This window comes from Flavobacterium sp., from assembly GCF_036515215.1.
Classification (GTDB): Bacteria; Bacteroidota; Bacteroidia; order Flavobacteriales; family Flavobacteriaceae; genus Flavobacterium.
In genome coordinates this window covers 1-13,029 of record NZ_DATBVQ010000180.1, presented here as the reverse complement: position 1 = coordinate 13,029, position 13,029 = coordinate 1, and the positions used below count along the sequence as shown (strand labels likewise).

Annotated in this window: 15 protein-coding genes, 1 tRNA gene and 1 pseudogene; 13 read left to right on the top strand and 4 right to left on the bottom strand. The window is 38.0% G+C overall.

Going from position 1 to position 13,029, the window contains the following annotated elements; genetic code table 11:
- The 4 genes and pseudogenes from VIH09_RS12445 to VIH09_RS12430 all read left to right on the top strand — a co-directional run.
- A pseudogene (locus tag VIH09_RS12445) lies at window positions 1-364 on the top strand (fumarate reductase/succinate dehydrogenase flavoprotein subunit); the annotation flags it as partial.
- A 92-nt stretch (window positions 365-456) separates the two neighbouring features.
- Complete coding sequence (locus VIH09_RS12440; protein ID WP_331581465.1) at window positions 457-1,203, top strand: succinate dehydrogenase/fumarate reductase iron-sulfur subunit; 747 nt, start codon at window positions 457-459, stop codon at window positions 1,201-1,203.
- A 91-nt stretch (window positions 1,204-1,294) separates the two neighbouring features.
- Window positions 1,295-1,780 carry a hypothetical protein gene (locus VIH09_RS12435; RefSeq protein WP_331581463.1) on the top strand — a complete coding sequence of 162 codons (486 nt, stop codon included), beginning with the start codon at window positions 1,295-1,297 and terminating at the stop codon, window positions 1,778-1,780.
- Window positions 1,781-1,821: 41 nt separating this feature from the next.
- Window positions 1,822-2,589 (top strand): amidohydrolase, encoded by a 768-nt coding sequence (locus VIH09_RS12430; RefSeq protein ID WP_331581461.1) that lies wholly within the window; start codon window positions 1,822-1,824, stop codon window positions 2,587-2,589.
- 58 nt (window positions 2,590-2,647) lie between these two features.
- On the opposite strand, the gene VIH09_RS12425 is transcribed toward VIH09_RS12430, so the two are convergent.
- A complete protein-coding gene (locus VIH09_RS12425) occupies window positions 2,648-4,312 on the bottom strand; it encodes an Ig-like domain-containing protein (protein WP_331581459.1) in 1,665 nt (554 codons plus the stop codon).
- 190 nt (window positions 4,313-4,502) lie between these two features.
- Here VIH09_RS12425 and mce point away from each other — a divergent pair, with 190 nt between their 5' ends.
- The 3 genes from mce to VIH09_RS12410 all read left to right on the top strand — a co-directional run bounded on the left by mce (window position 4,503) and on the right by VIH09_RS12410 (window position 5,565).
- On the top strand, window positions 4,503-4,904 hold the full coding sequence (mce, locus tag VIH09_RS12420) for a methylmalonyl-CoA epimerase (protein ID WP_331581457.1): 402 nt from the start codon (window positions 4,503-4,505) through the stop codon (window positions 4,902-4,904).
- Window positions 4,905-5,047: 143 nt separating this feature from the next.
- Window positions 5,048-5,121, top strand: a tRNA-Ile gene (locus VIH09_RS12415).
- 210 nt (window positions 5,122-5,331) lie between these two features.
- A complete protein-coding gene (locus VIH09_RS12410; RefSeq protein WP_331581455.1) occupies window positions 5,332-5,565 on the top strand; it encodes a hypothetical protein in 234 nt (77 codons plus the stop codon).
- 40 nt (window positions 5,566-5,605) lie between these two features.
- Here the strand turns inward: VIH09_RS12410 and VIH09_RS12405 are convergent, their stop codons facing one another.
- On the bottom strand, window positions 5,606-6,193 hold the full coding sequence (locus VIH09_RS12405; RefSeq protein WP_331581453.1) for a riboflavin synthase: 588 nt from the start codon (window positions 6,191-6,193) through the stop codon (window positions 5,606-5,608).
- A 58-nt stretch (window positions 6,194-6,251) separates the two neighbouring features.
- Here VIH09_RS12405 and pdxA point away from each other — a divergent pair, with 58 nt between their 5' ends.
- The 6 genes from pdxA to accC all read left to right on the top strand — a co-directional run bounded on the left by pdxA (window position 6,252) and on the right by accC (window position 11,264).
- Window positions 6,252-7,298, top strand: coding sequence for a 4-hydroxythreonine-4-phosphate dehydrogenase PdxA (pdxA, locus tag VIH09_RS12400; RefSeq protein ID WP_331581451.1), 1,047 nt, complete (start codon window positions 6,252-6,254; stop codon window positions 7,296-7,298).
- Between the two features lie 87 nt (window positions 7,299-7,385).
- A complete protein-coding gene (locus tag VIH09_RS12395) occupies window positions 7,386-7,943 on the top strand; it encodes a DUF177 domain-containing protein (RefSeq protein ID WP_331581449.1) in 558 nt (185 codons plus the stop codon).
- Window positions 7,944-7,952: 9 nt separating this feature from the next.
- Entirely contained in the window at window positions 7,953-8,147 is a 195-nt protein-coding gene (gene rpmF / locus VIH09_RS12390; protein WP_331581447.1) for a 50S ribosomal protein L32, read from the top strand.
- 175 nt (window positions 8,148-8,322) lie between these two features.
- The gene (locus tag VIH09_RS12385) at window positions 8,323-9,321 is read left to right on the top strand and encodes a beta-ketoacyl-ACP synthase III (protein WP_331581445.1); all 999 of its coding nucleotides are present in this window, start codon (window positions 8,323-8,325) and stop codon (window positions 9,319-9,321) included.
- 23 nt (window positions 9,322-9,344) lie between these two features.
- Window positions 9,345-9,821, top strand: coding sequence for an acetyl-CoA carboxylase biotin carboxyl carrier protein (accB, locus tag VIH09_RS12380; RefSeq protein ID WP_331581443.1), 477 nt, complete (start codon window positions 9,345-9,347; stop codon window positions 9,819-9,821).
- A gap of 96 nt (window positions 9,822-9,917) precedes the next feature.
- Window positions 9,918-11,264: an acetyl-CoA carboxylase biotin carboxylase subunit gene (gene accC, locus VIH09_RS12375; RefSeq protein ID WP_331581441.1), complete on the top strand. Its 1,347-nt coding sequence runs from the start codon at window positions 9,918-9,920 to the stop codon at window positions 11,262-11,264.
- A gap of 105 nt (window positions 11,265-11,369) precedes the next feature.
- Here accC and VIH09_RS12370 read toward each other — a convergent pair whose 3' ends face one another.
- Window positions 11,370-12,566, bottom strand: a complete 1,197-nt coding sequence (locus VIH09_RS12370; RefSeq protein WP_331581439.1) for an aminopeptidase C — start codon at window positions 12,564-12,566, stop codon at window positions 11,370-11,372.
- A 74-nt stretch (window positions 12,567-12,640) separates the two neighbouring features.
- Window positions 12,641-13,029: alpha/beta hydrolase family protein (locus VIH09_RS12365; RefSeq protein WP_331581437.1), on the bottom strand; the 389-nt coding region annotated here is incomplete at its 5' end.

Genomic DNA, 13,029 nt, shown 5'->3' with positions numbered 1-13,029 from the left:
AAACGCTCAAGGACTTAATGAAGTAATTAATGAAATAGCCGCTTTACGTGAAGAGTTTTACAAAGACGTGAAGGTCCCGGGCACTGATAAAGGATTCAATCAAGAACTGGAAAAAGCGACTCGTGTTGCCGATTTCCTTGAACTAGGAGAATTGTTTGCTAAAGATGCTTTGCACCGTAACGAATCTTGTGGAGGTCACTTCCGAGAAGAATATCAAACTGAAGATGGTGAAGCCAAACGTGATGACGAGAACTTCGCATACGTTGCTGCTTGGGAATACAAAGGAAAACCAAGTGACGCTGTTTTACATAAAGAAGACTTGGTATTTGACACCGTTAAACTAGTTCAAAGAAATTACAAATAGCAATTAGTCGAAAGGCAAAAGTCTTAAAGTCAAATGGCTCCATGTCAAGCGACTTTCGACTTTCGACTTTATGACTTTCAAACTAAAATAGTATGAAACTTACATTAAAAATATGGCGTCAGAAAAACGCCCAAGATAAAGGAGCAATGGTCGATTATCAAATCGACGGAATTGAGCCGGATATGTCATTCCTTGAAATGCTTGACGTTTTCAATGAAGATTTAATGAGCAAGGGCGGAGAACCTGTTGCATTTGATCACGATTGTCGCGAAGGAATTTGCGGAATGTGTTCTTTATACATCAACGGTGAAGCACACGGGCCAGATAGAGGCGTAACCACTTGTCAATTGCACATGCGTATGTTCAAGGACGGTGATACGATCACTATTGAGCCTTTCCGTGCGGCGGCTTTCCCGGTAGTAAAAGATTTGGTAGTTGACCGCAGTTCTTTTGACAGAATCCAACATGCAGGCGGATTTATATCAGTGAATACTTCAGGAAACACTATCGATGCAAATACAATTCCAATCAACAAGAAAGACGCTGACGAAGCGTTTGATGCCGCAACATGTATTGGTTGTGGTGCTTGTGTAGCAAGTTGTAAAAACTCGTCTGCTATGTTATTCGTAGCGGCCAAAGTTTCGCAATATGCATTGTTACCACAAGGTAGAATCGAAGCAACTGACCGTGTATTAAACATGGTGCATCAGATGGATGCCGAAGGTTTTGGTAATTGTAGTAACACTGGAGCATGTGAAGTGGAATGTCCTAAAGGAATTTCTTTAGAAAACATCGCTCGTATGAATAGAGAATATATGTCAGCAAGCCTAAAAGGATAATATATTTCGAATAAAATATAGAAACGCATTCATTCATTTGGATGCGTTTTTTTTGTTGATAAATTTCGTACTTTAGAAAAAAAATAAAACAATGGATGCATTACCAACTGGAGGAAACAATTTTGCTATGAAAAATTGGGTGTTAGTGGTTGTCTTTTTGCTTAACGGCTTGCTGTTGATGGCCCAAGAAAATGGGATTTCCTTAAAAAAGGAAAACAGCAAAAAGTCGGTGTTCCTTGCAGAAAATAGAAGGATTAAAGTCATGACTGTCTCAGGGGAAAAGATCATTGGCAATTATACGATAGTCGACGATAAAAACATCATGATAAAGAATCAGACGGTTGCCCTTGACTCAATTGTTTCCATCAGCAAGCATTCAAAATTTTCATCTGTCGCCTCGCCAGTCTTTGTTGTGATAGGGACCGTATTTGTGTTGGCGGGAACCGCAGGATTGATCGCCGGCGGTTACGGAGTTCTTGCCGCTCCATTAATTCCACTTGGACTACCCCTTATTTTGGTTCCTGTTCTTACAAATAAACATAAAAGTTCAGCCTGGCGATATGAAATGGTAAATTGATTAATCAAACTGCATGTTTAAATGTTTATAAAATACCCCAAATGAAAATAGCGCTTATTCAATCGGCATTAGTCTGGGAGGATCCAGAAGCAAACAGGGCTTATTTCGAAGATAAAATCAATACAATCGGGGAGGAAGTTGATGTGATTGTGCTCCCTGAAATGTTCACGACCGGATTCACGATGAATCCAGCCAAGGTTGCTGAGGCCATGGAGGGCAAAACGGTATTGTGGATGCAATCTTTGGCGAAAGCCAGAAACGCGGCTATAACGGGAAGTGTGGTGATTGAGGAAAACTCGAATTTTTATAACCGGATGTTATTTGTTTTTCCGTCAGGGGAAATACAGCATTACGACAAAAGGCATTTGTTTACGCTTGCCGGTGAAGACAAGGTGTATTCCAGAGGAGCTCAAAAAATGATTGTGGAGTACCTAGGTTGGAGGATCTGTCCCCTTGTTTGTTATGACCTGCGGTTCCCGGTTTTCTCTCGCAATGTCGAGAATTACGACTTGTTGATTTATGTGGCAAGCTGGCCCAAAACAAGAATCAAAGCTTGGGATACGATATTATCAGCTCGAGCCATCGAAAACATGAGTTATGTTGTTGGTGTCAATAGGATTGGCGAGGACCACAACGGCTATGCTTATGTGGGGCATTCGCAAGTGGCCGATTTTCTGGGAGAATACATTCTTGAACCACAAGAATTGGAGGGCGTTTTTTTCGCTGAATTAAGCAAAGAAAAAATGATGGAAACTCGACTAAAATTGGACTTTCTGAGCGATCGAGATGATTTTGAAATAAAAGAATAAAACATTTTTTATTTCAGATATTGCATCTGTCCGGAATCAAAAAACGCTAATCAGCGTTTTAAAATCCCGCCTTTTTCTCTTTTTCTGCTTTCTTTTTTGGTTCCGGAGTATAGGGAATACTAACATCAAAAACTTGTTCCACATCCCAGTTTGCCCGTACGTCTATTTCCTTTGAGAAATAAATCACCTCTTCGGAATGCCTTTTTTCTAAATAATTGCCCATATCATAAACTTTGTTTTTGTTTTCGTCATTGATAAGGCGCAATGTAAATAGTGCAGGTTCCAGTAAATTAAAGTCCACCGTGGTGTTGCTTTCGGAATATTCGCTGGCAATCAAGTCTCCTTTTGCGTTGGTCAATTCGACAATGACAGGGAAATTTTTCACGTTTTGCAATATCACTCGCAGGTTCCCGTATTCTGCTGTGTTTTTTGTATTCGTTTTATAGATCAAAGTGTCGTTTGATTTCTCATAAAAATCGGTTAATGCGCCTGGCAGAGCGGTGAACGTATATTTCGCGGCAGGTTCTTTCTTGAAATCAAAAAACAATTTTTGGTTGAAATCATCATATTCAGTAGTAAAAGCTACAAGAACGGAATCGTTTACCGTCAGTTTTATTTTTGAATTATCAAAATTAATTAGGGGAGTCGACGATTCTAAAGCAAATCGATCCCTGAAATTTAAAATGCCGGTTTGCAAGGCAGTTATGTTTAGGCTGTCTTTTTTCTGGTCTTTTACTTTGACGATGAAATTGGCGGCATATTTATCTTTACGTACTTCCAAGGCGAGAGAATCTGCCTTCAAAGGTTTGTACCATATTTGGAGCGAATCTTTTTTGGGAAACTGGGTTACGAGTGTAGCGAGGGTTTCCGCATTGTTTTTCAAGATTATTTTCGGTCTCGAATCGGGCGATTTCATGTTCCCTTCATATCCCATCAGAAGACGATTCCCGGATGCCTGGATAGGCTTGTGCGCTTTAAAAGGCAGTGTTTCCTTGAATAGGTTCAGTTCATATATGGTGTCGGTAGGGACCGTAATAAAGTGTTTTATGAATCCGATTTTGTCCTTGTTTGGGTCAAATTTATTATTGTTATTGTAGTCTTTTAATGCGACCAGAAGGTATTTTCCGGCTTTCAAGTTCTCTAGTTTGAAAGTTTTCAGGCTGTCAAGTGTATTTGTAATATACCTTGGATTTTCTTTATAAACAATGGAATCATTGAAGGAATCATTGGCCTCATAAAGCATGACAGAAACGAAGGAGTCCGCTTCTTTGCTGAATGCATCTTTTATTTTTCCTCCCAAAGACAGCGAATCAATATAGTCACCGGTTGAAAATACATATTTGAACTGATTAAAAGGATTCCCTTCATTGTTATCGGCTATGCTTTGACCAAAGTTGAAGCTGTAGGTGGTGTTGGGTTGCAAAGTGTCTTTTATTTTAATCGTAATAAATTTACTTGCAGATGTCGGCGTTATTATCGGCTCATTCTTCATAGGTGGAGAAATGACCAATTGCTTGTTTAGGTTTTTGAGCTTGATGTTTTCATCGAAGACCAATTTAATTTCATTTCCCTTGAAGTTGGTGTTGAAATTTTTTGGGAAGCTCATTTTTAACACTGGCGCGATAGTGTCTTTTAGCCCCCCTGTAATCGTCCCTCTTTTGGCGCAGCCAATCATAACCAAAAGTGCCAGCAAGAGAATGTATCTTCTATTGTTTTTCAACATATCAAATTAGTATTAGAACTTACAAAATAACAATTATAATTAATGGAATCGAAATTTTTTATGGATTTATTACGGGTATTAAATAAGTCTCGATTTTGTGTCTCCGCTCACTTTTTTAGATTTTAATACGTAAATTTACCGTAACGTAAAAGAGCGGTATTTGACACCAAAATTTAATTAAACATTTTTAATGAAAAAAATAGAACATATAGGGATTGCCGTTAAAGACTTAGGGGTGTCAAATTTAATTTTCGAAAAACTTTTTGGGGCACCAGCCTACAAATGTGAGGATGTTGAAAGCGAAGGGGTGTCGACTTCGTTTTTTAAAAACGGGCCAAATAAAATAGAGCTTTTGGCCGCCACAAACCCTGAGAGTCCCATTGCCAAGTTTATAGACAAAAAAGGGGAGGGGATTCACCATATCGCCTTTGCGGTAGAGGATATTGTGTCGGAGATTGCGCGTTTGCAGAAGGAAGGTTTTGTCGTCCTTAATGAAATTCCCAAAAAAGGAGCGGATAACAAGCTGGTCGCCTTTCTGCACCCCAAAAGTACGAATGGGGTTTTAATAGAATTATGCCAAGAAATAAATTAATTTTAGCTGTCGGCAAAAAATTAGAAATCTAATAATCAGTTGTTTTCGATTTCTGGCATTTTAATATTGCCGTTAACTAAAAATCAAAGGTAAAAATATTTGGAGTAAACGAAAAATAGTAGTAATATTGCAAACTCTTAACCGGTCCTATAGCTCAGCTGGTTAGAGCACCTGACTCATAATCAGGTGGTCCCTGGTTCGAGCCCAGGTTGGACCACAAAAAAACCCCTCATATCTGTTGATATTGAGGGGTTTTGTTTTTGATTGCAATGAAGTTAATATTCGTCCAAAATTCATATCTTTAGTAGAATGTATTTTCTTTGCAAAATATCATGTTTATGTTAATTTTCGCTCTTAACTGAAATAATCTTAATAAAAAGTTAAGATTAATTTTTTTATAACAATTGATTCTCTATTTTTGAAAATTATGAAGACTTTGTCAGACAAATTTTATCTCTCATTTTTTTTCCTGTTCGGGACCTTGTGTTCTATTGCGGGTACTGATCCGCCACCGCCGAGTCCTACGGGTAAAGTCGCAGGGGTGCCGCCGCCGCCTGGTTTGCCGATCGATGAGAATATTTTTGTACTGTTTGGTATTGCAATATTGTTAGGAATTTACATCATATATAAGAATGACATAAAAACAAAATACCCAATCTAGCTAGATTGGGTATTTTTTGTTTTTGTAGGCTATCGCCGCTTTATTTGTTCGCGTATAATTTGGAAACATATTTGCCAATAACGTCAAATTCAAGATTTATTTCTGTCCCCACCTCAAAAGTGCCGAAGTTCGTGTGTTCGTGAGTGTATGGTATAATGGCTACGCTAAATTGATTTTTTTTCGAATCCACTACCGTTAGGCTGACACCGTTTACGGTAATCGAGCCTTTCTCGATAGTTAGGTTGTTTAGTGTTTGGTCATATTCAAAAGTATATAGCCAGCTTCCGCCAGTTTCTTTTGCGACAATACAGGTTCCCGTTTGGTCAACATGTCCTTGTACTATATGTCCGTCCAGTCGGTCTCCCAGTTTCATGGCTCTTTCAAGGTTGACGCTGTCACCAACTTTCCAATTTCCCAGATTTGTTTTTTTGATTGTTTCGTCAATAGCCGTTACCGTATAGGAGGTGTCCTTCAGTGCGACCACGGTCAGGCAAATTCCATTGTGGGCGACACTTTGGTCGATTTGGAGTTCGGCTGTAATTGAAGACACTACTGTGATGTGAAGGTTGCCTTCCTCTTTTTGTATTTCTTGGATGGTACCAAGGGTTTCTATTATTCCTGTAAACATTTCTTGTTTTATTTTACTAAATTTGCACTTCAAAATTAGCAATAAATAACTTGTGGTCATGATGAAAAAAGCAGAAAATATTATCGTCGGAATTTCAATAGGAGATTTAAACGGTATTGGAAGCGAAGTGGTGTTGAAAACTTTCGAGGATTCACGGATGTTGGAGCTTTGTACGCCTGTCATTTTTGCCAATGTGAAAATAATGTCATTTATAAAAAAGAATCTAGAGTCGGCGGTTGCCTTGCATGGAATTGACAAGCTAGACCAAATTCTGCCAGGGAAGATTAATGTTTTGAATCTTTGGAGAGAGGGCGTGGATTTAAACCTGGGCGTCAACGATGATAAAGTTGGTGAGTATGCGGTTAAGTCATTTGTCGCGGCTACAAAGGCACTGAAAGAGGGATTGATAGATTTGCTGGTGACGGCACCAATAAATAAGTACAACATTCAGTCCGATTCTTTTAAGTTTCCGGGTCATACGGATTATTTAAATCAAGAACTGGAAGGCAATGCGTTAATGTTAATGGTTCAGGATAATTTGAGGGTAGGGTTGTTGACGGATCATATTCCTTTGAGTGAAGTGGCTTCACATCTCACGGAGGACCTTATTAAACAGAAAATAGAAACAGTTAGACAATCGCTAATTCAGGATTTTAGTGTCAATAAGCCAAAAATTGCTGTCTTGGGGTTAAACCCGCATTGTGGCGACGGTGGCGTGATAGGTAAGGAAGACGATGCTATACTAAAACCTGTTCTTAAAAAATTATTTGAAAAAGGGACATTGGTTTTTGGCCCTTTTGCAGCTGACGGATTTTTTGGAAGTGGACAATATGAAAATTATGATGCCGTAATTGCTGCTTATCACGATCAAGGATTGATTCCCTTTAAAACATTGTCCTTTGGTAAAGGCGTCAATTTCACGGCGGGTTTAAATAAAATCAGAACTTCTCCTGATCATGGTACCGCATACGATATTGCAGGGAAGGGCATCGCGGATTATAACTCCTTCAAAGAGGCAGTGTACCTTGCCTTGGATGTGTATCGCTCCAGAATTCATTATGCGGAGATCAGTCAAAAACCGCTTAAAATTAAAGAAAAACAGTAGTGTATAAAAAAAGATAAATAAGCTTATTAGTTTTATAATAATTTTATATCTTTGCACTCCCGAAGTTTGGGGCAAAATTGTGTTGAAATGAATAAGACTAAACAATATTTAATTCCTTTTGTAGGGTTAAAGCTAGGAAAACATCATTTTGAATATCAAATAAGTAATGCGTTCTTTGAAATCTTTGATTACGACGAATTTGAAAATTCGGACATCAAAGTAAATGTGGTTTTAGAGAAAAAAAGTACGATGCTGGAGTTGATTTTCAAGCATGAGGGAACAGTGAATGTTCCATGTGATCTTACAAGCGAAGATTTTGACTTGCCGATAGAAGGTGAGATGAAATTGATAGTTCGTTTTGGTGACGAGTATAATAATGACAATGAAGAATTACTGATTCTACCGTTCGGAGAGTTTGAAATAGACATTGCGCAGTATATATATGAAATGATTGTACTTTCAGTACCTCTAAGACGGGTTCATCCAGGAGTAATTGACGGAAGTTTGAAAACTGAAGCGCTTGCAAAGCTGAATGAACTGATATTGAAAGAAGAAGCAGAAGTAGAAGAAAAAACAAAAGAAAAAACAGAAGAAAATATTGACCCACGTTGGGACAAATTAAAGCAACTATTAACGGATAAATAATATAGTAAAATGGCGCATCCTAAGAGAAAAATCTCCAAAACAAGAAGAGATAAGAGAAGAACACATTACAAAGCTACCGTAGCACAAATCGCTACTTGCCCAATTACGGGTGAAGCACATTTATACCACAGAGCCTACTGGCATGAGGGGAAAATGTATTACAGAGGGCAAGTTGTTATAGATAAGTCTGTAACTGTTGCTTAATGCATTTTTTTGTAAATGATATTGGAACTCTCACATCGTGAGAGTTTTTTTGTTGTTTATAATTTTGACTAAATAAGAAGTTGCAAAACAATTGGTTTGGATTTTTTTTTGTAATTTTCACCTCTTTTAAACGTTTTTCCAAATGGTAACATTTGAAAAAAAATATTCGAATACAATGAATACAATTACAGCCGCAATAACCGCTGTTGGAGCATATGTTCCTGACTTTGTTCTTTCAAACAAAGTGCTTGAAACAATGGTTGATACAAATGATGAGTGGATAACTTCGAGAACAGGAATTAAAGAAAGAAGGATTCTGAAGGATGATGATAAAGGGACGTCTTTTTTAGCTATAAAAGCGGCACAAGATTTATTGTCGAAAACAAATATCGATCCCTTAGATATCGATTTGATAATTATGGCAACGGCAACACCAGACATGCCAGTTGCTTCTACAGGAGTGTATGTTGCCACCGAGATAGGTGCGACAAATGCTTTTGCCTATGATTTGCAAGCAGCATGTTCCAGCTTTTTATTCGGAATGTCAACCGCTGCCGCCTACATTGAATCCGGTAGATATAAAAAAGTACTGCTGATCGGAGCAGATAAAATGTCTTCTATTGTAGATTATACAGACCGGTCTACCTGCATAATTTTTGGCGATGGGGCGGGAGCCGTATTGTTTGAACCTAATTATGAAGGACTGGGACTACAAGATGAGTATTTAAGAAGTGATGGTATAGGCCGAGATTTTCTTAAAATCGATGCTGGAGGATCTCTTAATCCAACCTCATTTGAAACAGTAAAAGAAAACAAGCACAATATTGTTCAAGACGGTAAAACTGTATTTAAATATGCAGTGACTAATATGGCCGATTCTAGTGAACTTATTATGAAAAGGAACAGCCTAACGAACGAAGACGTGGATTGGTTAGTTCCGCATCAGGCAAACAAGCGTATCATAGACGCTACGGCCAATAGAATGAATTTAGATGAATCCAAGGTTTTGATGAATATAGAAAAGTATGGAAATACCACTTCTGCAACCTTGCCTTTAGTACTTAGTGACTTTGAACATTTGTTCAAAAAAGGAGATACTATTATTCTCGCTGCATTTGGCGGGGGATTCACTTGGGGTTCCATTTATTTAAAATGGGCATACGACAAAAAATAAATTTAAACTAAACACAGATAATTATGGATTTAAAAGAAATTCAGAACCTAATCAAATTTGTAGCAAACTCGGGAGTTGCAGAAGTTAAATTGGAAATGGATGATGTAAAAATCACCATCAGAACAACTTTAGAAGGAAATTCGACAGAGACCACTTATGTTCAGCAGATGCCTTCTCAAACTCCATTTCAACAAGCTTTAGCTCCTCAGCCAGTCGCACCAGTTGCTTCTGTTCCAGTTGCGGTAGCGGAGGATTCAAAATACATAACTATAAAATCGCCAATTATTGGAACATTTTATAGAAAACCATCTCCCGATAAGCCAATGTTCGTAGAAGTAGGAACTACTATTGCTAAAGGTGATGTTCTTTGCGTTATTGAAGCAATGAAATTATTTAACGAAATAGAGTCTGAAGTTTCCGGTAAAATCGTGAAAATCTTGGTTGACGATATGTCTCCTGTAGAATTTGACCAACCTTTATTCTTAGTTGACCCATCTTAATTAATTATAAATTATGAATTATAAACTATGAATTGGTCTTGTTGTCAATCATAATTTTAAAAAAACTCATAACTCATAACTCATAACTCAAAATAGATGTTTAAAAAAATATTAATTGCAAATAGAGGAGAAATTGCACTTCGTATAATACGAACTTGCAAAGAAATGGGCATTAAAACAGTGGCTGTTTACTCCACTGCTGATGCAGAAAGTTTGCATGTTAGGTTTGCTGATGAAGCTGTTTGCATAGGGCCGCCTCCAAGCAACTTGTCCTATTTGAAAATGTCAAATATTATTGCCGCTGCAGAGATAACAAATGCAGATGCCATACATCCGGGATACGGATTCCTTTCTGAAAATTCGAAGTTTTCGAAAATATGTCAGGAACACGGTATCAAATTTATTGGAGCTTCTCCAGAAATGATTGACCGAATGGGCGATAAGGCATCCGCTAAATCGACTATGATTGAAGCGGGAGTTCCGTGTGTTCCAGGTTCAGTGGGAATATTGGAGTCCTATGAACAAACTCAAGAAATAGCAAAATCTTTCGGTTACCCCGTAATGCTTAAAGCAACTGCTGGTGGTGGTGGAAAAGGTATGCGTGCGGTTTGGAAAGAAGAAGATTTACTTAAAGCTTGGGAAGGCGCTCGTCAAGAATCGGCGGCTGCTTTTGGAAATGACGGTATGTATCTTGAAAAACTGATTGAGGAGCCTCGTCATATTGAAATCCAAATAGTGGGTGATTCTTATGGAAAAGCTTGTCACTTATCTGAAAGAGATTGTTCTGTACAAAGACGTCATCAAAAATTGACTGAAGAAACACCTTCTCCATTCATGACTGACGAATTGCGTATTAAAATGGGTGAAGCTGCGGTAAAAGCGGCTGAGTACATTAAATATGAAGGTGCAGGTACGGTAGAATTTTTGGTCGACAAGCACCGTAATTTCTATTTTATGGAAATGAATACCCGTATTCAAGTGGAGCATCCAATTACGGAACAAGTTATTGACTATGATCTAATTCGTGAGCAAATTATGGTGGCTGCGGGAATACCTATTTCGGGTAAAAACTACTTGCCACAATTGCACGCTATCGAATGTCGTATCAATGCTGAAGATCCTTATAATGACTTTAGACCTTCACCGGGAAAAATTACAACACTACATATGCCGGGTGGACACGGAGTTCGTTTAGATACTCACGTGTATTCAGGTTATACGATTCCGCCAAATTACGATTCGATGATTGCTAAACTGATTACTACTGCACAATCTCGCGAGGAAGCAATCAGTAAAATGAGAAGAGCATTAGATGAGTTTGTTATTGAAGGAATAAAAACAACAATACCTTTTCACAGACAATTAATGGATGATCCAAGATATATAGCCGGAGATTATACTACCGCATTTATGGATACTTTCAAAATGATTGCTCCTGAGTAATAAGAGATATTAATAAAAAAAACCTCACTTTGCAGTGAGGTTTTTTTGTGAAACATAATTAAAAATTCCAGAAAGTAATTTCCGGAATTTTTGTTTTGTGTATGATTACACTCCGATTTTTTTTGAAATTTCAGCAGGGATTCCGGCTTTGTTTACCATGAAAGAAGTCGTTTTGTATTTAACAAAATTCTTACTTACATATAAATATCCTTTGTAATCGTTCGTAATTCCCCAAGAATTTTTAACTATATAATATTCTTTACCCAGTTGATCTTTTGCGATTCCAACAATATGCATCGCATGATCATCGGTGGTTTGATAGTTGTCGAATGCTTTTTGACGAATGTCTTCACTGATTTCCAGTTCCTCTTTAGGACCGTTGAACATGTTTTCTTTTTCCTCTTTGGTCATATCGTCAAACTTTTTTGTTGGGACGTAAGCGACTCCATTTTTCCAGCTAAAGCTTTTTTCGCTCACATCAGTTGCCCAGGCTACCGTATATCCGTTTTTTAGCGCATTGTCAATGATGTTTGTCATGTCGTTCATCTTTACATTATAAACCAAATCAAAAGACCAATTGTCCGGAACCATCATCATTGTTTTTGCATAATAAGGTTCATTCGAATAGGAGGCAAACTCAATATATTCATCAGGATTAATCCCCACTACTTCCTTGGCAAAAGTTTGAGGGGTATAATTTTTTCCTTTATAATCAAAGTTTTTTGGGACTTCACCCAGATAAGAATCGATGACCGCTGCATGGGCTTTTTCCCAATTTGGCGTAAGCTCCCCATTTGGATTTTTCACAACTGCAGCCAGTAATGCTTCAGAAATAGCTGCCATTTCAGCAAATTTATTTTTTGATGTGCCGTAATTCAATCCGCTATATACTTCTTGTGGAACGGCTCCGTATTTTTTGTACATGTTAATTACATCGTGTAATTCTCCACCATCGCCAAGGGAAACCGCCCCGTGCATACGAACATAATTTTTACCTTTTTCCACATAAGCATTACGGGCTGAGAACACCTGAGAGATCTCTACGGGCTGTTTGCCCAATCGTATCATCTCTGATTCTAAATAGGAATTTGTGGAATAGCTCCAGCAAGTTCCTGACGAACCTTGGTTTTTTACCGAAGTGTTGGCAAGATTGATTACGTCCGTAAATTTGAAACTTTCAACGCTGTTTTCACTTGCATTGATTTTTAATGAATTTACCAGGCCATCTTGGGCAGAAACAGAGCTCATCCCTACTACAAGTGCGGAGGCAATAAACAAATTTTTTATTGGAAATCTATACATTTTTTTATTGTTTAGGTTTAGTTATTTGTTGTTGAATAGCCATAAATGTTACGAAAGAAATCAAATTTAACACGCTACAGCGTTTCTTTCAACCATTTGAAAAATTCTTTTTGCCAAACTTGTGCGTTTTGAGGCTTAAGAACCCAATGGTTTTCTTCGGGAAAGTAAATGAATCTGCTTTTTATTCCGAGCAATTGTGCCGCTTGAAACGCTTCTTGTCCTTGCCCAATTGGGACACGGAAATCTTTACCTCCTTGAAAAATTAATATCGGAGTGTTCCATTTATCAACCAAAGTTGCTGGGTTAAATGTAGTGTAGGTTTTTTGGGCAATCGCATTGTCTTTTTCCCAATAAGCGCCTCCAAAATCCCAGTTGGCAAAGAAAAGTTCTTCGGTTGTGCCAAACATGCTTTGGGTGTTGAATACGCCATCATGCGCAATAAAGGTTTTGAATCGGTTGTTAT